The organism is Aeromonas sp. (assembly GCF_051657805.1).
Taxonomy (GTDB): Bacteria; Pseudomonadota; Gammaproteobacteria; order Enterobacterales; family Aeromonadaceae; genus Aeromonas.
The window spans coordinates 564,358-585,930 of the sequence record NZ_JBOFLJ010000024.1 but is presented as its reverse complement, the minus strand read 5'-3'; the positions used below and the strand labels follow the sequence as shown (position 1 = coordinate 585,930).

General features: G+C 60.4%; 24 protein-coding genes. 16 read left to right on the top strand and 8 right to left on the bottom strand.

Translation table 11 applies throughout. From position 1 onward, the window contains the following. Positions 1-80: 80 nt before the first annotated feature. Complete coding sequence (locus tag ACRCYW_RS11730) at positions 81-563, top strand: YajQ family cyclic di-GMP-binding protein (RefSeq protein WP_010673357.1); 483 nt, start codon at positions 81-83, stop codon at positions 561-563. A gap of 117 nt (positions 564-680) precedes the next feature. Here the strand turns inward: ACRCYW_RS11730 and ACRCYW_RS11725 are convergent, their stop codons facing one another. From ACRCYW_RS11725 to ACRCYW_RS11700, 6 genes are all read right to left on the bottom strand, one after another. Beyond that, positions 681-1,496, bottom strand: coding sequence for an outer membrane protein OmpK (locus ACRCYW_RS11725; RefSeq protein ID WP_438550270.1), 816 nt, complete (start codon positions 1,494-1,496; stop codon positions 681-683). Between the two features lie 157 nt (positions 1,497-1,653). After that, positions 1,654-3,057, bottom strand: coding sequence for an AmpG family muropeptide MFS transporter (locus ACRCYW_RS11720; protein ID WP_438550269.1), 1,404 nt, complete (start codon positions 3,055-3,057; stop codon positions 1,654-1,656). 85 nt (positions 3,058-3,142) lie between these two features. Further along, a complete protein-coding gene (locus ACRCYW_RS11715; RefSeq protein ID WP_438550268.1) occupies positions 3,143-3,508 on the bottom strand; it encodes a hypothetical protein in 366 nt (121 codons plus the stop codon). Between the two features lie 75 nt (positions 3,509-3,583). Then, the gene (locus ACRCYW_RS11710; RefSeq protein ID WP_438550267.1) at positions 3,584-4,135 is read right to left on the bottom strand and encodes a peptidylprolyl isomerase; all 552 of its coding nucleotides are present in this window, start codon (positions 4,133-4,135) and stop codon (positions 3,584-3,586) included. A gap of 15 nt (positions 4,136-4,150) precedes the next feature. Continuing rightward, positions 4,151-4,723, bottom strand: a complete 573-nt coding sequence (locus tag ACRCYW_RS11705; protein ID WP_438550266.1) for a YajG family lipoprotein — start codon at positions 4,721-4,723, stop codon at positions 4,151-4,153. A gap of 11 nt (positions 4,724-4,734) precedes the next feature. Continuing rightward, positions 4,735-5,868: a methyltransferase gene (locus tag ACRCYW_RS11700; RefSeq protein WP_438550265.1), complete on the bottom strand. Its 1,134-nt coding sequence runs from the start codon at positions 5,866-5,868 to the stop codon at positions 4,735-4,737. Positions 5,869-6,076: 208 nt separating this feature from the next. On the opposite strand from ACRCYW_RS11700, the gene ACRCYW_RS11695 reads away from it, so the two are divergent. From ACRCYW_RS11695 to nqrM, 9 genes are all read left to right on the top strand, one after another. Further along, positions 6,077-6,385 carry a BolA family protein gene (locus ACRCYW_RS11695; RefSeq protein WP_438550495.1) on the top strand — a complete coding sequence of 103 codons (309 nt, stop codon included), beginning with the start codon at positions 6,077-6,079 and terminating at the stop codon, positions 6,383-6,385. Between the two features lie 428 nt (positions 6,386-6,813). After that, positions 6,814-8,157, top strand: coding sequence for a Na(+)-translocating NADH-quinone reductase subunit A (locus tag ACRCYW_RS11690; protein ID WP_438550264.1), 1,344 nt, complete (start codon positions 6,814-6,816; stop codon positions 8,155-8,157). 3 nt (positions 8,158-8,160) lie between these two features. After that, complete coding sequence (locus ACRCYW_RS11685) at positions 8,161-9,390, top strand: NADH:ubiquinone reductase (Na(+)-transporting) subunit B (RefSeq protein WP_438550263.1); 1,230 nt, start codon at positions 8,161-8,163, stop codon at positions 9,388-9,390. Continuing rightward, complete coding sequence (locus ACRCYW_RS11680; protein WP_438550262.1) at positions 9,380-10,168, top strand: Na(+)-translocating NADH-quinone reductase subunit C; 789 nt, start codon at positions 9,380-9,382, stop codon at positions 10,166-10,168. The genes ACRCYW_RS11685 and ACRCYW_RS11680 overlap by 11 nt, the downstream gene beginning before the upstream one ends. Further along, positions 10,161-10,793: an NADH:ubiquinone reductase (Na(+)-transporting) subunit D gene (locus ACRCYW_RS11675; RefSeq protein WP_100857978.1), complete on the top strand. Its 633-nt coding sequence runs from the start codon at positions 10,161-10,163 to the stop codon at positions 10,791-10,793. Before ACRCYW_RS11680 ends, ACRCYW_RS11675 begins: the two co-directional genes overlap by 8 nt. Positions 10,794-10,796: 3 nt before the next feature. Next, complete coding sequence (nqrE, locus tag ACRCYW_RS11670) at positions 10,797-11,393, top strand: NADH:ubiquinone reductase (Na(+)-transporting) subunit E (protein WP_438550261.1); 597 nt, start codon at positions 10,797-10,799, stop codon at positions 11,391-11,393. Positions 11,394-11,410: 17 nt separating this feature from the next. Continuing rightward, on the top strand, positions 11,411-12,634 hold the full coding sequence (gene nqrF, locus ACRCYW_RS11665) for an NADH:ubiquinone reductase (Na(+)-transporting) subunit F (RefSeq protein ID WP_438550260.1): 1,224 nt from the start codon (positions 11,411-11,413) through the stop codon (positions 12,632-12,634). 3 nt (positions 12,635-12,637) lie between these two features. Beyond that, complete coding sequence (locus ACRCYW_RS11660; protein WP_438550259.1) at positions 12,638-13,675, top strand: FAD:protein FMN transferase; 1,038 nt, start codon at positions 12,638-12,640, stop codon at positions 13,673-13,675. 92 nt (positions 13,676-13,767) lie between these two features. Continuing rightward, a complete protein-coding gene (nqrM, locus tag ACRCYW_RS11655) occupies positions 13,768-13,992 on the top strand; it encodes a (Na+)-NQR maturation NqrM (protein WP_438550258.1) in 225 nt (74 codons plus the stop codon). A 79-nt stretch (positions 13,993-14,071) separates the two neighbouring features. Here nqrM and ACRCYW_RS11650 read toward each other — a convergent pair whose 3' ends face one another. Beyond that, complete coding sequence (locus tag ACRCYW_RS11650) at positions 14,072-14,278, bottom strand: hypothetical protein (RefSeq protein WP_438550257.1); 207 nt, start codon at positions 14,276-14,278, stop codon at positions 14,072-14,074. Between the two features lie 129 nt (positions 14,279-14,407). Between ACRCYW_RS11650 and dinB the strand changes: the two genes are divergently transcribed. The 6 genes from dinB to rlmM all read left to right on the top strand — a co-directional run bounded on the left by dinB (position 14,408) and on the right by rlmM (position 21,012). Further along, entirely contained in the window at positions 14,408-15,460 is a 1,053-nt protein-coding gene (dinB, locus tag ACRCYW_RS11645; protein ID WP_438550256.1) for a DNA polymerase IV, read from the top strand. Positions 15,461-15,526: 66 nt separating this feature from the next. After that, complete coding sequence (locus ACRCYW_RS11640) at positions 15,527-17,668, top strand: methyl-accepting chemotaxis protein (RefSeq protein WP_438550255.1); 2,142 nt, start codon at positions 15,527-15,529, stop codon at positions 17,666-17,668. A gap of 296 nt (positions 17,669-17,964) precedes the next feature. Continuing rightward, entirely contained in the window at positions 17,965-18,885 is a 921-nt protein-coding gene (locus ACRCYW_RS11635) for a transcriptional regulator GcvA (RefSeq protein WP_349921331.1), read from the top strand. Further along, the gene (locus tag ACRCYW_RS11630; RefSeq protein ID WP_438550254.1) at positions 18,878-19,513 is read left to right on the top strand and encodes an alpha/beta fold hydrolase; all 636 of its coding nucleotides are present in this window, start codon (positions 18,878-18,880) and stop codon (positions 19,511-19,513) included. The genes ACRCYW_RS11635 and ACRCYW_RS11630 overlap by 8 nt, the downstream gene beginning before the upstream one ends. A gap of 25 nt (positions 19,514-19,538) precedes the next feature. Continuing rightward, positions 19,539-19,925: a DUF423 domain-containing protein gene (locus tag ACRCYW_RS11625; protein ID WP_438550253.1), complete on the top strand. Its 387-nt coding sequence runs from the start codon at positions 19,539-19,541 to the stop codon at positions 19,923-19,925. Then, the gene (rlmM, locus tag ACRCYW_RS11620) at positions 19,918-21,012 is read left to right on the top strand and encodes a 23S rRNA (cytidine(2498)-2'-O)-methyltransferase RlmM (RefSeq protein ID WP_438550252.1); all 1,095 of its coding nucleotides are present in this window, start codon (positions 19,918-19,920) and stop codon (positions 21,010-21,012) included. The genes ACRCYW_RS11625 and rlmM overlap by 8 nt, the downstream gene beginning before the upstream one ends. A 91-nt stretch (positions 21,013-21,103) precedes the next feature. On the opposite strand, the gene ACRCYW_RS11615 is transcribed toward rlmM, so the two are convergent. Beyond that, a complete protein-coding gene (locus ACRCYW_RS11615; RefSeq protein WP_438550251.1) occupies positions 21,104-21,547 on the bottom strand; it encodes a hypothetical protein in 444 nt (147 codons plus the stop codon). Positions 21,548-21,573 lie beyond the last annotated feature (26 nt).

Genomic DNA, 21,573 nt, shown 5'->3' with positions numbered 1-21,573 from the left:
AAATCAGCAAATTTGCCCGTTTTCTGGTAGATTTGCGCACCTATAAGTACAACATACAGCACAGCATGAGGAGCCCGGCTATGCCGTCATTCGATATTGTCTCTGAAGTCAAAATGAACGAGGTGTTGAACGCCGTCGATAACGCCAATCGTGAACTGGCGACCCGTTTCGATTTTCGTGGGGTGGAAGCCAGCTTCGAACTGAACAAAGAAGAGGTCAAGCTGGAGGCCGATGCCGATTTCCAGCTCAAGCAGATGGTCGAGATCCTGCGCGGGGCCCTGCTCAAGCGCCAGATCGAGAACAGTTCCATGGATGTGGGCGACAGTGTTCACTCCGGCAAGCGCTTCCACCTGACCGTGAAGTTCAAGCAGGGGATCGACAAGGAAGTGGCCAAGAAGCTTGTGAAGCTTATCAAGGACTCCAAGATCAAGGTGCAGGCTGCCATCCAGGGTGACGAGGTGCGAGTCACCGGCAAGAAGCGTGACGATCTGCAGGAGACCATGGCGCTGGTACGCGGGGCCGAGTTGGGCCAGCCGATGCAGTTCCAGAACTTCCGCGACTGATGATGGATGGGGAGGGCTCGGCCTTCCTCATTATTTCGCGACAGAGAATTCGGCGAAAACGCCATAAAAAAACCGGAGCAGCTGCTCCGGTTTTTTGTTTCTGCGAAACCCGTTCGATTAGAACTTGTAGGTCACGGAGAAGTAGTGGCCGAAACCAGTGGATTTGGTCAGGTCACTGTTGTTCAGACCGTAAATTTCGTTGAAGTACTTCAGGCCATAGCCGACAGCATAACGATCAGAGTGCCAGTAAATACCGTGGAAGTTACCCAAACCATCGGAGTGGTAGAAGTCTGAATCGGTAGTTTTCATGCCCCAAGTATAATCAAGGTAACCTTGGTAAGAGATGAAGCTGCCGTTGGAGAAGGTATAGAATGGTTTGAACCAGTTCATGGAGAACTGTTGGCCATTCCAGCCTTCCAATTCTCCTTCGTTGACATGGCGCTTATAGAGATTCATGCCTACTTTGCCGAACCAAGGAACCTGGACATCGGTACCAATACCAACAAGGCTCTCATTGAGACCTTCAGACCCGCCGATGTTAAACAGGGTTGCAACATAAACTTCTTGTACCGGGCCGAAGGAGAGATCCTGACCAGTCAGTGCATCTAAAGATATACGGGGAGCAAACTTCAAGAACAGATTGTCACCACCATGTTTATCATCGTGTCTGGAGTCGAAGATATCGAATACGTCGACATAACCGTACAGATCGAAGATACCAGAACGGCCACCAAACTCCATTTCCAGATAGGTATCGTTGTAATGACCATCTTCAGTGAAAGTTGGGCGTTGGTCGATGGTGTGCATCACGTTGAACTGCATCCACTTGTAGTCGTTCTTGTGGATGTCACCGCTGTAGTCGGCAGCGAAAGCCGGGGTGGCGGATGCAGCCAGCAGACCGGCAGCGATCAGAGTCTTGGTAAATTTGGCCATTTTATTGGTCTCTTGTGTGTTTAGTTGAGGTTTTCCGTAGCCTGCCCACAAGGAGCGGGAGGGATTCTAGCCAAATAATTTCAACGGATAAACAAGAGCCAGGGAACTTTGTCAGGATTTGTGAATCTAATCACCCCCTCATTTAGGCAAACGCTTGCTATTTGTTCGTTTGTGGTGACAAATGCTTGCTCCGTTTGGCAACCATGATGATCAGCACCATCACGGGAACCCCGAGCAGGCTGGTGCCGATGAAGAAGTTGCTGTAGCCAAACAGCTCGACGAAGCGACCGGAAAAACCCGCAAGCAGCTTGGGCAGCAGCAACATGATGGAGCTGAACAGCGCATACTGGGTTGCCGAAAACGCGACGTTGGTCAGGCTCGACAGATAGGTCACGAAGGCGGCGGTGGCGATACCTGCGCTGAGGTTGTCCAGCGAGATGATCAGGGTCAGCAGCTCCAGGTTGTGGCCGACCTCGTTGAGCAGGGCAAACAGCAGATTGGTGCTGGCGGTGAGCACGGCGCCGAGAAACAGGATGCGCAAGGTCCCCAGCCGCATCACCAGCACCCCTCCCAGGGCTGCCCCTACCAGGGTCATGATGACGCCGTACACCTTGGTGATGGTGGCCACCTCCGTCTTGCTGAACTGCAGATCCACATAGAAGCTGTTGGACATCACCCCCATCACCACGTCCGAGATGCGGTAACAGGCGATGAGCCCCAGGATCAGCAGGGCCGAGCCACCGTAGCGGCGGAAGAAATCGGCAAAGGGGCACCAGATGGCCTCATAGATCCAGGCCCCCAAGCCAGCCAGCAGGCTTGGCCAGCCCTGATGTTGCAGCTGTGCCTTGCGCTCCGCCTGCTGTTCGTTCTGGCGGGCCAGATCGATATCGGGTTCATGGCAGAGCAGAGTGGTGAGGATGCCGAGGGACATGAGCCCCGCCATGCACAGATAGGTGAGCTGCCAGCCGCGATAGTCGTAGCCGCTGTTGCTGCCGAGCCAGGCCGCCAGCGCCAGGGCGCCGGCGCCCGCCATGATCATCGCGAGCCGGTAACCCGTCATGTAGGAGGCCGCCATGGCCGCCTGCAGCCGTTCGGGGGCGGACTCGATGCGGTAGGCGTCGATGACGATGTCCTGGGTGGCCGAGGCAAACGCCACCAGCAGGGCGAAGAGGGCGAGCTGGGCGAGCTGGGTCTTGGGATCGCAGTAGGCCATACTCACCAGAGCGAGAGCGGTCAGCAGCTGGGAGAGCAGCATCCAGCTGCGCCGTCGCCCCAGCAGGCGGGAGAGCAGGGGCAGCGACAGACGATCGACCAGGGGGGACCACACCCACTTGAAGCCGTAGGCCAGGGCTACCCAGCTCATGTATCCGATATCGGTCAGGCTGACATCGGCCTCTCGCAACCAGAATGAGAGGGTGCCGAATACCAGCAGCAGTGGCAGGCCGGAGGAGAAGCCCATGGCGAACAGGATGAGTACCCGGGCCTCGAGATAGACGGCGAGGGCATCTCGCCAGCTGGTGAGGCGGCCCGGGTTGCGGCTGGGCGGGCGGAGAGTGTTCAAATGCCTGACTCCTCGGGGAAAAGGTGGCTATTTTGTCAGGTTCGAGGGGGATAGCCAAGGCAAGCCGAGGGGCGTTCTTGGCTCCTCAGGGCCGTGAGCCGACGCAATGAGGCGGGCAGGGGCCCTGTTCGACGAGAAAGTTGGCACAGGCCATCAGCTGCAGACGCAGCCAGGGATCGGCACCGATCTGCTGTTCGTCCCATTGATGCAGGCTGTGCAGCAGGTGCCAGAAGACGGATTCACGCTGATTGGCCGGTTGTTTGTCGGCGCTGTGGGGCAGGGCTTGCCAGTGGGAGAGCAGTTGCCAGCTCAGATCTTCCAGCTGTCGGTAGGGAATTTCCCGTGCCAGGAAGTGACGAACCGCCTGGGCCAGCGGCATCGCGTGTTGGGTTATGTAGGTCTGATAGATCACCGGCGCCTCCTTCTTCTCCTCTGGGGATGCCCCCGGCATGGGGGCAAGGCCAGAGTATAGAAAGGGGCGCCGGCGACCTTGGCAGTGATGGGGCAGGATGTGATCCTGTCCGCGTTATTTCTCCGCCAGCAACACGACTTTCTTCAGGATGATCGGGCTGGTGGGCACATCGTTGGCCCGCAGGATGGAGCTGTAGCCCGTCTGCACCTGGGCCAGCTTGTCCAGCACCTCCATGCCTTGCACCACCTGGCCGAATACGGTGTAACCGGCGCCCGCATTTGCGTTGAGGTTGTCGTTGTCCGCCAGGTTGAAGTAGAACTGGCGGGTGGCGCTGTCGACGGCCTGGGTGCGGGCCATGGCGATGCTGCCACGCTTGTTGGGCAGACCGCCCCTGGACTCGTTCACCACGGGGTCGAAGGTCGGCAGCGGCTGGAACTGCTGGTTGTAGCCCCCGCCCTGCACCACGAAGTTCTGGATCACCCGGTGGAACAGGCTGCCGTCATAGCTGCCGTCCGCCACGTAGCGCAGGAAGTTCTTCACCGTCTGCGGCGCCTGCTTGGGAGTCAGCTCAACGACGATGTTGCCGTGGTTGGTCTCCATCCGTACCTTGGGGCCGGCGAAGGCCAGGGGGGCGATCAGCATGGCCAATAACCAGAGTTTCTTCATCTATCTATCCCTCGCTTAGCTCGGCTGACCCTTGAGATAACCGCGCAGGGCCTCATCGGCCATTATCTGCTGCAGCACGCTACCCAGTTGTTGGTTCAGGGTGGACTCCAGATCGGCCATGCTCGGCTCACCCGGTTCCTCCTTGCTGGAGGACATGTTGAACTGCTTGGTCAGCTTGCTGCCCTGGAAATCGGCGATCACCTGCAGACTGACCTTGGACTTGGTCACATAGGTGAAGGTCTTCTCTTCCACGGTGACGGCGGCGGTGGAGATGGCCAGGGTCAGGTTGGTGGTGCCGCTGTTACCCACTTCGAGCCCCTGGCTGCGCAGGCCCTCGGCCAGCTTCTCCGCCAGCAGGTTGTTGAGGGGCTGGGCGCTGTTGACCAGCACGGGGGCCTTCTCTTTCTTCTTGATGGAGAAGACATAGGCGGCTTCACGCTTGTCCACCCCTTCCATGGTGATCCGGTTGCCGGAGTAATACTGCTGGTTGGCGGGGATGATTTGCGGATTGAGCAGGGCGGTCTCCGGCCAGTGGGTGGCGCAACCACCCAGCATCAGGGCGGCCAGCAGCAAGAGTGACTTTTTCATCATGGTTTCCTTTAGCGTTTGATGGCTTTCAAAATAACGAACTTGCTGTTCGATGCAACCACTTGTGCGTTGGCAAACAAGCGCTTGAGTTTGTTGTGATAGTCCAGATGACGGTTGCCTACTATCCAGAGTTCCCCTCCCTGAGGCAACACCCGGTGCGCATCGGTGAACATCTGCCAGGCGATATGGTCGGTGATTGCCTGCAACTGGTGGAAGGGGGGATTGCAGAGGATGCGATCGGCCGCGCCCGATTCCATCCCATCGAGACAGTTATTGACCAGGAAGTGGGCGCGGGGCAGGGCATCCGGCAGGTTGTGCTGGACGTTCAGCCGCGCCGAGTCCACAGCCATATGGGACTCGTCGATGAAGGTCACCTCCACCTCGCTGTCCCGTGCCAGCAGGGAGAGCCCCAGCACGCCGTTGCCGCAGCCGAGATCGATCACTCTGCGCGCACTGTGGATGGGCAAATTGTCCAGCATAAAGCGGGCGCCGATATCCAGACTGGTGCGAGAAAACACGTTGGCGTGGTTGTGGATCAGCATGTTGCTGCCCTCCAGCGGCCAGGTGGTGGGGAAAGGGTTGGCCAGTGCCGGGCGCTCGGAGGCGGGCGTGCAGTGAATGAGGCGGGCCTTCTTCCAGGCGAGGGAGGTGCGGGTCTCGCCCAGGTATTTCTCGAACAGCTTGAGGGTGGAGGAGTGAATATCCTTCGCCTTGCCCGCCGCCAGGATCCGGGTGGCCGGGGTCACCACCTGACGCAGGGCCAGCAGCTGCTGCTCCAGCAGCGCCTGATATTTGGAAACCTTGATGACCACCAGCGCGGGAGCTGCGGGCAGGGGGGCCAGCGCATCCTGCATGCGGATGGGGTGGGGATCCAGGCCGTTCTCGGCCAGATTCGCGAGAGTCGCCCGCTCGCTGATATGGGAGTCGGTCACGCAAAGGGGGACATGGCCGTGCAGATAGGCGGTCAGGGCTCCGAAGCCGTCGTTCATGATGATGACGGGGCCGTCCTGTTCGAGCGGCGACTCGGCGAGCTCGTTGATGAGATACTCGTCTGCCGCATCCCAGGCCTGCAGGGGATCCTGGCTCTGCCGCGGATACCGGTAAAGGGTCAGACGACAATGAGCCGTGTCGAGTAGGGTCAGCATAAGAGAAGGGTCCAAGGTGATGCTTATATATGGCAACGACAGCCGGCGGCGGTCCTGTCGTTGAAGTGGCGCTATTCTAGCGGGGACGCAGAATTTCACCAGCCCGGTGCGCGGGGGATCTGCCCCCGTGGTCGTCGACGCGATTTATCCGGGGTCGGCTCTGGCTTACAATGGCCGCACATCCATCTTGGGAGTTCTTGTCGTGAGCATGCAACAACAGATCGAGGCCAAATTGGCCGCCGCCTTGTCCCCCAGCTACCTGGAGGTGATCAACGAGAGCTACATGCACCGGGTGGCACCGGGTTCGGAGAGCCACTTCAAGGTGATAGTGGTGAGTCAGGCGTTCGAGGGGCAGCGACTGCTGAGTCGTCATCGTCAGGTCAACGGGGTGCTGGCCGAGGAGTTGGCCGGGGCTATTCATGCGCTGGCACTGCATACCTATACCGACGCTGAATGGCAGCAGCGGGAACAGGCGCCCAGTACGCCGAGCTGCGTCAGCAAATCCCCCTTCGCATGACCCATTGACGTTTTCATTACCTAATCCTCGACCAATTAACAAAATTATCACGAACTGAGCCTGCTGACGGGGTGTAACCTGCCGGCGGGCCAGGATTATTTTTTCTAATCCATCGCCTGCCACCCCAAAAATACCTCCATAGGGTTAGTCAAACAAAAAATCCTTTAAAACCACGGGTTGCAGGGGCAGGGAGGAAATATTCAATGAAGGTTAATTTTGTGATAGCGCGGGGATTTTCCCCATTTGGCGTGGCAGCTGAGTCGCCTAAGGTGGTAAACTCAGGCGCTTTTGAATGATCCTGTATGTTGCTAATTTGTTTGTTTTTTCGACATTTTGTCGCGATATGGACGGGCTCATTCAACAACTCGTCGTGATGTATTTCTCGGCGCTAACCAACCTGTCTTCCCTTAACGGTAGTGCAAGTGAGTATGATTACAATTAAAAGAGGACTGGACATCCCCGTGCTGGGTGCTCCGGAGCAAGTAATCTACGATGGCCCGGCCATCACCCGTGTTGCTACACTCGGCGAAGAGTTCGTGGGGATGCGTCCTACTATGTTCGTCAAAGTAGGTGATCGCGTCATTAAAGGTCAGGAGCTCTTCGAAGATAAGAAGAATCCCGGCGTTAAATTCACGGCCCCTGCCACCGGTGTGGTTTCTGAGATCAACCGTGGTGCCAAGCGTGTTCTGCAATCTGTCGTCATCGATCTCGATGGCTCCGACGAGCAGGTAACCTTTGAACACTTTGCGTCTGCCGAGCTTGCACAGCTCGAGCGCAGCAAGGTGCAGGAGATCCTGGTCGCATCAGGTCAGTGGACCGCACTGCGTACCCGTCCATTCAGCAAGGTGCCGGCCGTGGGTTCCACCCCTCGCGCCATCTTCGTCACCGCCATGGACACCAATCCGCTGGCCGCCAATGCCGAGCTCATCATCAAGGAACAGGCCCAGGCCTTCCTCGATGGTCTGGCCGTGCTGAGTCGATTGACCGATGGCACCGTCCACGTCTGCAAGGGCGAGGCCAGCCTGCCGCACGCCTCCCTGGCACAGGTCAAGGAAGCCATCTTCGTCGGTCCGCACCCTGCCGGTCTGCCCGGTACCCACATCCACTTCCTGGACCCTGTCGGTGCCAAGAAGGTGCAGTGGCACATCAACTATCAGGACGTGATCGCCTACGGCAAGCTGTTCACCACGGGCCAGATCTTCACCGACAAGGTGATCGCCCTGGCCGGTCCGAACGTGATCAAGCCGCGCCTGCTGCGCACCCGTCTGGGCGCCTGCATCAGCCAGCTGACCAACAACGAGCTGCGTGCGGACGAAAACCGTGTCATCTCCGGTTCCATCCTGAGCGGTGCCAAGGCGGCAGGGGTCCATGACTACCTGGGCCGTTATCACAATCAGGTGAGCGTGCTGGGCGAAGGCCGCGAGAAAGAGTTCCTGGGCTGGGTCAACCCCAGTGCCAACAAGTTCTCCATCACCCGCACCACCCTGGCACACCTGGTGAAAGGCAAGCTCATCAACTTCACCACCACCACCAACGGCAGTGATCGCTCCATGGTGCCTATCGGCAACTACGAGCGCGTGATGCCGCTCGACATCCTGCCGACCCTGCTGCTGCGGGATCTGATCTCCGGTGACACCGACAACGCCCAGGCGCTCGGCTGTCTGGAGCTGGATGAGGAAGATTTGGCGCTCTGTACCTTCGTCTGCCCCGGCAAGACAGAGTACGGCCCCGTCTTGCGTGAGTGCCTGACCAAGATAGAACTGGAAGGTTAAGCGATGAGTTTCAAGCAACTTCTTGAAAATATGGAACATCACTTCGAGCCGGGCGGCAAGTACGCTAAGTACTATGCCCTGTTCGAGGCGGCGTACACCCTGTTTTATACCCCCGGGTCCGTGACCCGCAATGCCGCCCACGTCCGTGACGCCATCGATCTGAAGCGCATGATGATCATGGTGTGGCTGGCCGTGTTCCCGGCCATGTTCTGGGGCATGTACAACGTCGGCAACCAGTCCATCGCCGCCATCGCCCACCTGGGCAGCGCGGCCGGTGCCGATACCTGGCAATACACCCTCGCCACCCTGCTGGGGGCCTCGCTGGATCCGGCCGTAGCCGGCATCGGCAGCAAGATGCTGATCGGTGCGGCGCACTTCTTCCCGATCTACATCACCGTCTTCATCGTCGGTGGTTTCTGGGAAGTGCTGTTCGCCATGGTGCGCAAGCACGAGATCAACGAAGGCTTCTTCGTGACCTCCATCCTGTTCGCCCTGATAGTGCCGCCCGAGCTGCCCCTGTGGCAAGCCGCCCTCGGCATTACCTTCGGCGTGGTGCTGGCCAAGGAAGTGTTCGGTGGTACCGGCAAGAACTTCCTGAACCCGGCGCTGGCGGGTCGTGCCTTCCTGTTCTTCGCCTACCCGGGTCAGATCTCCGGTGATGCGGTCTGGGTGGCCGTCGATGGCTACTCCGGCGCGACTGCACTGAGCCAGTGGGCCCAGGGCGGCCAGATGGCGCTGATCAACGGTGCCACCGGCGAAGCCATCAGCTGGATGGATGCCTTCCTCGGCAACCTGCCCGGCTCCATCGGTGAAGTCTCCACCCTGATGATCCTCATCGGTGCGGCCATGATCGTCTACATGCGGATCGCCTCCTGGCGCATCATCGCCGGTGTGATGATCGGCATGGTGGCGACCTCTTTGCTGTTCAACGTCATCGGTTCCGATACCAACCCCATGTTCAACATGCCGTGGCACTGGCATCTGGTGCTGGGTGGTTTCGCCTTCGGTATGGCATTCATGGCGACCGATCCGGTCTCCGCCGCCTTTACCAACAAGGGCAAGTGGTGGTACGGGGCCCTCATCGGCGTCATGGTGGTGCTGATCCGGGTCGTGAACCCCGCATTCCCGGAAGGCATGATGTTGGCCATTCTGTTTGCCAACCTGTTTGCCCCCTTGTTTGACCATTTCGTGGCGCAGGCGAACATCAAGCGGAGGATCGCACGTGGCGTTTAATAAAGACTCTACTATCGGCACCCTCACCGTCGTGACCGGTCTGTGCCTGGTCTGTTCCATCGTGGTCTCCGTGGCCGCCGTGGGGCTGCGTCCGGCTCAGCTGGAAAACAAGGCGCTGGACAAGCAAAGCAATATCCTGTCCGTCGCCGGTGTCGATGCCAGCTCGGTGGCCAAGCGTGACCTGGCCCAGTTGTATGGCAATCAGATTGAAGCGCGCCTGGTGGATCTCGCGACCGGTGAATTCGTTGACGGCGACGCCGACAACTTCGACACCAAGGTAGCCGCCAAGGATCCGGCCCAGAGCATTCGTCTGGCTCCCGCTGACGACAAGGCCGGCCTGCGTCAGATCTCCAAGCTGGTTCCCGTGTTCTTTGCCAAGGATGCCGACGGCAAGGTCGACAACATCATCCTGCCGATCTACGGCCAGGGTCTGTGGTCCACCATGTATGCCTTCGTCGCGGTCGCGGCCGACGGTCAGACCATCAAGGGCATCACCTACTATGATCACGGCGAAACCCCGGGTCTGGGCGGTGAGATCGAGAACCCGGCCTGGCGCGAGCTGTTCGTCGGCAAGAAGCTGTTCGATCAGAACGGTCAGCCGGCGCTGCGAGTGATCAAGGGCCATGCTCCGGCTGGTTCCGAGCATGAAATCGATGGCCTGTCCGGTGCAACCCTGACCGGCAATGGCGTACAGCACACCTTCGACTTCTGGATGGGCCCCAAGGGCTTCGGTCCCTTCCTGGCCAAGGTACGTGCAGGAGAAATCAACAATGGCTGACAAGAGCGAAATGAAAAAATTGCTGTTGACGCCTGTGCTCGGCAACAACCCCATCGCACTGCAGGTGCTGGGTGTCTGTTCCGCGCTGGCCGTTACCAGCCAGATGAAGACAGCGTTCGTGATGACGCTGGCCGTTACCGCGGTCACCGCCTTCTCCAACCTGTTCATCTCCTTGATCCGCAACCACATTCCGAACAGCGTGCGGATCATCGCCCAGATGGCGGTGATCGCATCCCTGGTTATCGTGGTTGACCAGGTGCTCAAGGCCTATGCCTATGACATCTCCAAGCAATTGTCGGTGTTCGTCGGCCTCATCATCACCAACTGTATCGTGATGGGTCGTGCCGAAGCCTATGCCATGAAGAGCGCCCCGCTGCCCTCCTTCCTGGACGGCATCGGCAACGGTCTGGGCTATGGCGCCGTGCTGCTGGCCGTGGCCACGGTGCGTGAGATCCTGGGCTCCGGCACCTGGTTCGGCATCGAGCTGCTGCCGCTGGTGAACAACGGTGGCTGGTATGTGCCTAACGGCCTGCTGCTGCTGCCGCCGAGTGCATTCTTCATCATTGGTCTGATCATCTGGGGCGTACGCACCAAGGATCCCAAGCAGGTGGAGGCAAAGGATTAAGGTATGGAACACTATCTGAGTCTGTTGATTCGTTCGATCTTCATCGAAAACCTGGCGCTCTCCTTCTTCCTGGGGATGTGTACCTTCCTGGCGGTGTCCAAGAAGGTCAAGACCGCCATGGGTCTGGGTATCGCCGTCATTGTGGTACAGACTGTGGCCGTGCCGGCCAACAACATGATCTACAACTACGTGCTGAAAGACGGCGCCCTGGTACAGGGCCTGGATCTGAGCTTCCTGAGCTTCATCACCTTCATCGGGGTGATCGCGGCCCTGGTGCAGATCCTGGAGATGGCGCTGGACAAGTATTTCCCCGCGCTCTACAACGCGCTCGGCATCTTCCTGCCGCTCATCACGGTGAACTGCGCCATCTTCGGTGGCGTCTCCTTCATGGTGCAGCGTGACTACAACTTCGTGGAGTCTGTGGTCTATGGGGTTGGCTCGGGTGCCGGTTGGATGCTGGCCATCGTGGCGATGGCGGGGATCCGCGAGAAGATGAAGTACTCCGATGTTCCGGAAGGCCTGCGCGGCCTCGGCATCACCTTCATCACCGCGGGTCTGATGGCGCTGGGCTTCATGTCCTTCTCTGGTATTTCCCTGTAATCGGAAAGGAAATATAGATGGAAATTATTCTGGGTGTGGTCATGTTCACCGTGATCCTGCTGGCCCTGGTGGCAGTCATTCTGTTCGCCAAGTCCAAGCTGGTGACCGCGGGTGACGTGACAATCAGCATCAACGGCGACCCGGCCAAGGCTGTCACCAGCCCGGCGGGTGGCAAGCTGCTCGGCGTCCTGGCCGGCAGCGGTATCTTCGTCTCCTCCGCCTGTGGCGGCGGCGGCTCCTGTGGTCAGTGCAAGGTGCGGGTGAAGGCCGGCGGCGGCGACATCCTGCCGACCGAGCTGGACCACATCAGCAAGGGCGAGGCCCGTCATGGGGAGCGTCTGGCCTGTCAGGTCACAGTGCGCTCCGACATGGACATCGAACTGCCCGAAGAGATCTTCGGGGTGAAGAAGTGGGAATGTACCGTCATCTCCAATGACAACAAGGCCACCTTCATCAAGGAACTCAAGCTGCAGATCCCGGATGGCGAGAGCGTGCCGTTCCGCGCCGGTGGTTATATCCAGATCGAAGCCCCTGCACACCACGTGCAGTACAAGAACTTCGATATTCCCGAGGAATATCGCGGTGATTGGGATCGCTTCAAGATCTTCGAGCTGGAGTCCAAGGTCAATGAGCCGATCATCCGTGCTTATTCCATGGCCAACTATCCGGAAGAGTTCGGCATCATCATGCTGAACGTGCGGATTGCGACCCCGCCGCCGAGCAACTGGACTGCGCCTCCCGGCCAGATGTCCTCCTACATCTTCAACCTGAAGGCAGGGGACAAGGTGACCATCTCCGGTCCGTTCGGCGAGTTCTTCGCCAAGGACACCGACGCCGAAATGGTGTTCATCGGCGGTGGTGCGGGCATGGCGCCGATGCGCTCCCATATCTTCGATCAGCTGCGCCGTCTGAAGACCAAGCGCAAGATGAGCTTCTGGTACGGTGCCCGTTCCAAGCGCGAGATGTTCTATGTCGAAGACTTCGACATGCTGGCGGCCGAGAACGAGAACTTCACCTGGAACGTCGCCCTGTCTGATCCGCAACCGGAAGACAACTGGGACGGCTACACCGGCTTCATCCACAACGTGCTGTTCGAGAACTATCTGAAGAACCACGAGGCGCCGGAAGATTGCGAGTTCTACATGTGCGGGCCTCCCGTCATGAACGCGGCCGTCATCAACATGCTGAAAAACCTCGGCGTTGAAGACGAAAACATCCTGCTGGATGACTTCGGTGGTTAATCCATGCACAGCGTTGTAAAGACCTGGCTAGCCTTCGGGCTAGCCTTTTTCTTGACTGGGTGCGGTCAGGAAACGGTCCAATCCAAGCCGGAGATCCACATCACCGGCAGCACCATGGGTACCTACTACTCCATCAAGGTGGCGGATGACGCCGTCAAGGATGGAGCCAAATTACAGGCCGAGGTCGATGTCCTGCTGGAGCGGGTCAACGACCAGATGTCCACCTACAGGCCGGACTCCGAGCTGTCCCGCTTCAACCAGCACAGGGACAACACCCCGGTGGTGGTCTCCCGGGACACCGCGCGGGTGGTGACCGAGGCCATGCACATCGGCCGCGAGAGCCGCGGCGCGCTGGACGTGACCGTGGGCCCCCTGGTCAATCTGTGGGGCTTTGGCCCGGACGCGAAACCGACCAAGGTGCCGTCCGATGACCTGATCAGCCAGATCCGCCAGAAGACCGGGCTCGGCAATCTGCACGTGATCACCTCCGCCGATGCGGATACCCTGCAAAAAGACATCCCGGATCTCTACGTGGATCTCTCCGCCATCGCCAAGGGCTTCGGGGTGGACAAGGTCGCCGAGTATCTGGAATCCCTGGGGGCGCGCAACTACCTGGTGGAGATCGGTGGCGAGCTGCGCCTCAACGGGGTCAACGGCAAGGGGCACCCCTGGCGGGTGGCCATCGAGAAGCCGACCGCCAATGCCGGCACCGTGCAGGAGGTGATCCAGCCGGGGGACAATGGCGTGGCCACCTCGGGGGACTATCGCAACTACTACGAGCTGGATGGCAAGCGCTTCTCCCACACCATAGATCCGCTGACGGGCAAACCCATCCAGCATCGCATGGTGTCGGTGACCGTGATCCACCCCTCCTGCATGACCGCAGACGGGTTGGCGACGGCGCTCACCGTCATGGGACCGGAGAAGAGTCTGGCCTATGCCAAGGAGCAGGGGCTGGCGATCTTCGTGATCACCAAGACGGATACCGGCTTTGAAGAGTCCTACTCGGATGCCTTCAAGCCCTATCTGGTGAAAAAGTAACGGACGGCCATCCCCCGGGGTGGCGGTTTCGACGCATTCAATGCACGGGTGTCGCCAGGCGGCATCCGGTTAAACAGTAAGGGGGTAATAGCATGCAGACTTTTCTGATCACCTTCGGGGTGTTTCTGGCGGTGGTGGTGGCCATGGCCATCGGCTACATCTTCCAGAAGAAGACCATCTCCGGCTCCTGTGGTGGCCTCGGCACCATAGGGATCGAAAAGGAGTGCGACTGCCCGGAGCCCTGTGACAACCGCAAGAAGAAGATGGCCAAGGAAGAGGCCCGTCGCAAGATGCTGGAAGAGCACCGCATCATCTGATCCGCGTTGTCGCGATGAAACCTGTGATGGCGAGCCGACCCCGTGGTCGGCTCGTTTCTTTTGGGGCAGGGAGCCAGGGTCAGTAATCGTATTGCTTGCAGGATTTTTTATTGAATTCGGCCTTCCTGCGGGCCAGCTCCTCCCGGGTACCCAGCTCATCCCCCTGCGCGATGGCCTTCTCCAGTATCTCGATGCGCTCGAACAGCCAGCTGCATTCGGCGGTCGGGTAATCTTTTGCGATCCCCAACAGCGGCAACAGGCAGAGCGCCAGCCAGATTGCTTTCATCCTTCCCCCTCCTTGAGTCTCGTATGGATGGTGCCTTAGGAGTCTATGTCCCTCCCGTGCCTCCGTGACTGGCAGAAATAGCAGGGCTGGGGTAGCATGGAGATGTTTCCTGTCTATTTATACAGTGGTATGCGCAAGATCATTCACATCGACATGGACTGCTTCTTCGCGGCGGTGGAGATGCGGGACAACCCGGCCCTGAGAGAGGTGCCGCTCGCCATCGGCGGCTCCGCCGATCGGCGCGGCGTCATCTCCACCTGCAACTATGTGGCGCGCCGCTTCGGGGTGCGCTCCGCCATGCCGAGCGGCCTGGCCAGGAAGCTCTGCCCACCGCTGGTGCTGATCCCGGGTCGCATGGCGGTCTACAAGGAGGTCTCCCGCCAGCTGAGGGCCATCTTCCTGCGCTACACCGAACTGGTGGAGCCCCTCTCCCTCGACGAGGCCTACCTCGACGTCACCGACAGCCCCCATTGCGGCGGCAGCGCCACCCTGATGGCCGCCGAGATCCGTGCCGCGATCAAAGCCGAGCTGGGGCTGACCGCTTCCGCCGGGGTGGCCCCCAACAAGTTCCTGGCCAAGCTCGCCTCCGAGCAGCGCAAGCCGGACGGCCTGTTCGTGATAAGGCCCCAGGAGGTGGACGAGTTCGTGCGCCAGCTTCCCCTGGCTAAGTTGCCCGGTATAGGCCGCAAGACCGCCGATCGGCTGGAGTCCCAGGGGCTCTACTCCTGCGAGGATGCCAGGGTCATGAGCCACGAGGAGCTGGTCGCCCGCTTCGGCAAGCTGGGGGAGATGCTGACCGGCCGCATCTGGGGTCAGGACGATCAGCCGGTACAGGCCTCAAGGGTGCGCAAGAGTGTCGGGGTGGAGACCACTCTCAGCAGCGACGTGCTGGACGAGGAGGCCTGCTGGGCCGTGCTGAGCCAGCTTATTCCCGAGCTGGAGCTGCGCTTTGCCAAGGCCTGTCCCGCCGAGATGCTGATGGGGCAGGGGATCAAGCTGAAATTCGCCGACTTTCAGCAGACCACCGTCTATCGCAAGGGCAGCTATCAGGCTGCCCGCTTCCACGATCTGCTGCACGAGGGACTGCATAGGGCTCAAGGAAAACCCATTCGCCTGCTCGGCCTGGTGGTCGGGCTGCCGAGCGCCGGGGAGCGCAATCAACTTAGTCTGGATCTCTGCTGATTTAGTTAAGTTTCTGTTTCCAAATCCGATACAGTGGTTACATCTGTAGAAGTTAGGAAATCATGCATGAGTTCTCTTTCTGTTCAGGGACGGATCACCCTGATCGCCGGTTGTTGCCTCCTGGCCAGTGCCGCCGCACTGGTCGCCTCATCCCTCTTCAACGCGGCCCGTATGCAGGAGCAGGTGCTCGCTTCCACGACCCAGGAGGCGCAGCACGCGGCAGAAAACTGGATGCAGGCCATGGGCGCCACACAGGCCGCCCGGGTGACCAGCTATCTCGACGAGGCCTATTTCCGCGCCACCCTGCTGGCCGAAAATATCCTGTTCCAGCGCAAGAATGCGGCTGACAACTTCGTCCATTCCGAGGCGCTGCGGGGTGCCGTGAATCAGCAGCTGCAGGATGCGGCGGAATCCTCCGCCAACCTGATCGGTGTCTATGGCGTGTTCGAGCCCAATCAGCTCGACGGCGAGGATGCGAACTATCAGGGCTCGACCGCCCTCGGGGCCAACGACAAGGGCCGCTTCTCCAGCTATTGGGCCAGGGTGGATGGCAAGGTGACTCTGGAGGTGATGAACGAAGCCGTGCTGGCGGATGCCAAGCCGAGCGCCAACGGTCATCCCGAGAACGAGTGGTACAGCTGCAGCATCCAGTCCCGCGCCCTCTGCCTGCTGGAACCCTATCTCGACGAGGTAGGGAGCCAGCAGGTGTTGATGACCTCGGTGACGGCCCCCCTGCTGGAAGAGGGCAATCTGCTCGGCATGGTGGGGGTCGATATCTCGCTGACCACCTTGCAGAGCCTGGTGGAGGAGATGGACAAGACCCTCTATAACGGCCAGGGCAAGGTGTTGCTGCTCAGCCACGAGGGGCGGGTCGCCGGGGTGGAGGGCTTCCAGGTCGCGCCTGGCAGCACCCTGGGTGAGCAGGACAAGGAATTGGTGGGCGATCTCACCGGCTGGCTCGCCAAGGGGGAGGTTGTGACGCGCTGGAGTCCGGACGGCGCCCTGCTGCAGACCTTCGTGCCGGTGCGCATGCGCGGCACGGATCGCAAGTGGGGCATCTACATCGAGCTGCCCCGCGCTGTGGTGCTCGCCTCCGCCCTGCAACTGCAGGGGGATCTCGAGAGTCAGTCCGATCGCAGCGTGGCTTCCCAACTGCTCATCGGCGGCGTCATCTCGCTGCTCGCCCTGCTCTGCATCTGGTGGATGGCGCAGCGCATCGTCGCCCCCATCCGCACCGTGGTGGCCCGCCTCAAGGACATAGCCAGCGGGGAGGGGGATCTGACCCAGCGTATCAACTTGCAGCGGGACGACGAGATCGGTGAGCTGGCCAAGTGGTTCAACAACTTCCTGGACAAGCTGCAGACCACCATCAGCCAGGTGATCGACACGGTGGCGGGCACCCGGGCCAGCGCGGTCCAGGCGGCGCAGGGGGCGGATCGCACCAGCGCCGGCATGCAGGCCCAGTATCAGGAGGTGGATCTGGTGGCGACCGCGTTCGAGGAGCTGAGCGCCACCGCCTTGCAGGTGGCGGGGGATGCGAACTCGGCGGTACAGGCCGCGAATCAGGCCGACCGGGCCGCCCAGGAGGGCAAGGCCGTGGTGGCGGATACCCAGGATGCCATGTCCAGGCTGATGGTGGTCATCAGCGATGCCAAGCCGGTGGTGGAGCGGCTGGCGGCCAACAGCGACAACATCAACGACATCCTGGCGGTGATCCAGGGCATCGCCGAGCAGACCAACCTGCTGGCCTTGAACGCCGCCATCGAGGCGGCACGGGCCGGGGAGCAGGGCCGCGGCTTCGCCGTGGTAGCCGATGAGGTGCGCAACCTGGCGGGACGCACCCAGAACGCCATCGTCGAGATCCAGAATCTGATCAGCCAGTTGCAGTCGGGCACCGAGGCCGTGGTCAAGGCGATCATGACGGGCCACAGCCAGGCGGACGTGACCCTCACCAAGGTGGAGTTGTCGGTGAGCGTGCTGGAGCAGATCATCCAGGCTGTCAGCACCATCCATCAGATGAACGAGCAGATCGCCACGGCGGCCCAGGAGCAAAGCGGGGTGGCGGACGAGATCAATCGCAACGTCAGCAACATCCGCGAGGTGAGCCACAGCATCCGGGCCGAGGCGGCGACCTCAGCCGATAACGGACGGGAATTGTCGCAACTGGCGGATAAGCAGCAGCAGCTGGTGGGGCAGTTCCGGGTGTAGTGAAGAGTGTAGGGATTACAAAAAAGGCGCCATCCAGATGGAGGCGCCAAACACATTCAGATGACAGACTGGGTTAAATCGCATTGATTTAGCCCTTTCTTCCCGCAGAGGAAGAAACACAACACCACAATCGTTGTCGGCCCGCTCACAAAAACCACATGTAAACCAACATGGAAGCAAAGAATGCGAGCCATATGGCAACGGATTGCGAGGCGAATTATGTTTATTCACTGGTCGACCCGCAACCGACAATTTATAATGCGCCCCATTAGAAAAATTCATCGTCGGCCGATCCCATGTCTCGTCGTTTACCTCCGCTCAATGCACTGAAAGCGTTTGAAGCCGCGGCTCGTCACCTGAGCTTCACCCGGGCAGCGGAAGAGCTGTTCGTGACTCAGGCCGCCATCAGCCACCAGATCAAGGCGCTGGAAGAGTATCTTGGCATCAAGCTGTTTCGCCGCAAGAACCGCTCCCTGCTGCTGACCGAGGAGGGGCAGAGCTACTTCCTCGACATCAAGGACATCTTCGCCTCCATCTCCGAGGCCACCGACAAGCTGCTGGCTCGCAGTGCCAAGGGGGCGCTCACCGTCAGCCTGCAGCCGAGCTTTGCCATCCAGTGGCTGGTGCCCAGGCTGGTGAAGTTCAGCGAGCGCCACCCGGACATAGACGTGCGGATCAAGGCGGTGGACATGGACGAGGGGTCCCTCACCGACGACGTGGACGTGGCCATCTATTACGGTCGCGGCAACTGGCCCGGGCTGCGCTCGGACAAGCTGCACACCGAATACCTGATCCCGGTCTGTGCCCCCTTGCTGCTGAGCGGCCCCAAGCCCCTGCGCACCCCGGAGGATCTGACCCGCCACACCCTGCTGCACGACACCTCCCGCCGCGACTGGAAGGCCTGGTTCCGCCAGCTGGACATCGATGCGCCGAACGTGAACCAGGGTCCCATCTTCAGCCACTCCACCATGGTGATCCAGGCTGCCATCCACGGCCAGGGGGTGGCGCTTGGCCACAGCGTGCTGGCCCAGCCGGAGATCGAGGCGGGCCGCCTCATCTGCCCGTTCGAGCAGGTGCTGGTGAGCAAGAACGCCTTCTACCTGGTGTGCCAGGAGCAGCAGTCCGATCAGGGCAAAATCGTCGCCTTCCGCGACTGGATGCTGGAGCTGGTGGAGCAGGAGGAGGCCCGCCGGCGGGCCCGACTCGCCGATGGTTGAGGCACTGGATGTGATCCGGGAGGGGGCGAGCGATGCCCCCGTTCGCATTCTGCTGGCCCATGGCGCCGGTGCCGGCATGGAGCACGACTTCCTCTCCCGGCTCTCGGCCCTGCTGGCGGGACCCCAGATCGAGGTGGTGCGCTTCAACTTCCCCTACATGAGCAAGCGCGCCCAGGATGGCAAGCGTCGTCCGCCAGACCGGCAGCCCGTGCTGCTCGCCCATTGGCGGGAGATGGTGAAGGCCTTTGCCCACCCCAGGCTGTTTGTGGCGGGCAAGTCCATGGGCGGGCGCATGGCGGCGGAAATTGCCGACGAGATGAATGCTGCAGGATTGCTCATTCTCGGGTATCCTTTCCACCCCCCGGCCAAGCCCGACAGCTGGCGGGGCGAGGTGCTCAAGCAAATACAGACGCCGACCCTGCTGTTGCAGGGAGAGCGCGACACCTTCGGCAGCCGCGCCGAACTGGTCGATTTCCCCTTCTCACCCAACCTATCGGTCCACTGGCTGACCGATGGTGACCATGGCTTCAAGCCGAGGAAGGCGAGCGGCCTCAGCGAGCAGGATAACCTGCAGCGGGCGGCAGACAGGATAATCGACTTTATCGCCGGGACCCCTAACCTGGGTTGATGGCGAGGAGAACAAGGAGAGAGGGATGCATATCCAGCGACACTGGCTGGTACTGGCCGGGTTCTTCGGCCTGACGGCGACCATGCTGGGGGCCTATGGGGCTCACGGACTGGTGGCGACCGGGATCACCCCCGAGCGTCTGGCGGCCTTTCACACCGCCGTGCAATATCAATTTTTTCACGCGCTGGCCCTGCTGATCCTGGGTTGGTGCGGCGTGCGTGGCAAGGTGATCACCTTTGCCGGCACTGCCTTCGTGCTGGGGATCCTGGGATTCTCCGGCAGTATTTACGCCATGGCGCTGCTCGGCAGCAAGGGGCTGGGGCTCATCACCCCGGCCGGTGGCCTCTGTTTTATGTTGGGATGGGCGGCTCTGACCTGGGCCGGCTGTCGTCTTGGAGGAAAGAATGAATAATCTGCTGCTGTATTGCCGCCCGGGTTTTGAGAAAGAGGCGGCGGCAGAGATCACCGAGCGTGCCGGCAACATGCAGTGCTACGGTTTCGCCCGGGTCAAGGACGACAGCGGTTATGTGATCTTCGAGTTATATGACGAGGAGCAGGCGGATCTGCTGGCTCGCAAGTTGCCGTTCCGCGAGCTCATCTTCATCCGCCAGATGCTGGTGGTGACCCATGAGCTCAAGGATCTGGATCTCTCGGATCGGGTCACTCCCATCATAGAGGCGACCCAGGAGTACGCCATCTGCGGGGAGCTGCGGGTGGAAACCGCCGATACTAACGAGGCAAAAGAGCTGTCGGCCTTCTGCCGCAAGTTCACCGTGCCCCTGCGTCAGGCCCTGCGTGGCAAGGATATCCTGACCAAGAAGGAGACGCCGCACCGCCCTGTGTTCCACGCCTTCTTCCTGGCGAACGACCATTTGATGCTGGGTTACTCCTACTCGTTCAACAACTCCGAATTCCACATGGGGATACCGCGCCTGCGCTGCCCGGCGGACGCCCCGAGCCGCTCCAGCCTCAAGCTGGAAGAGGCCTTCTACGTGTTCGTACCGAAGGAAGAGTGGGATCTGCGCCTCACCTCCGGCATGAAGGCGGTGGATCTCGGCGCTTGCCCCGGCGGCTGGACCTATCAGCTGGTGCGCCGCGGCATGATGGTGACCGCGGTGGACAACGGCATGATGGCCCAGTCCCTGATGGACACCGGCCAGGTCAAACACATCCGTGACGATGGCTTCGTCTGGCGGCCGAGCAAGAAGAATATCTACTGGCTGGTGTGCGACATGGTGGATAAGCCGGCCCGGGTAACCCACATGGTGGCCGACTGGTTCAGGGAGAACGACTGCCAGGAGGCGATGTTCAACCTCAAGCTGCCGATGAAGAAGCGCTATGCCGAGGCGGTGCACAACATCGAGGTGTTGCGCGGCCTGCTCAAGGAGATAGACAACGCCTTCGTCATCCAGGCCAAGCAGCTCTATCACGACCGCGAAGAGATCACCGTACACGTCTACAACAAGTACTGGGTCTCCAAGCTGGAAGCCAAGGCATAAGGCATTCGCCAGCGCGCTAGCCGACATGGCATAAGCCGCAAAAACGAAACCGGACGGGGAGACCCGTCCGGTTTCGTGCTATCTGGGGTGTTCAGAAGCGATAGTCGACGCGCATCATGGACTCGTCGTCCGTGATCTTGAGCTCCACCTGCAGGGGAATGGTCTTGTCGCTCGGGTTGAACTGCATCTTGACCCCGTCACCCCGCAGCTTGACCGCGGTGTTGATGCCGCTGACATTGAACTTGATCCTGGGTTTTTGCTTCTCGAAGGAGAGGGTCACGCTCTTCTCGGCGGTCAGGTTCAGTTTCTGGTAGGGGGTAATACTGCGGGCGCCATTGCTGTCGGTCATGACGTCCACGCCGAAGGAGAGCGGTTTGGGAGCCTTGAGCAGGTCGTTGGTATCGATCTTGGATTGCCAGACTTGTTTGGCAGGCTCGGCACTCTGGGGCGGTGGCGTCAGCCAGGCATTGTCGATGGGCCTGTCCAGGGCCATGGCTGCGCTGCTGAAAAACAGCAAGATGAAGGTAGCACGCATAGTGGATCTCCTTATCCTCCCTTTGA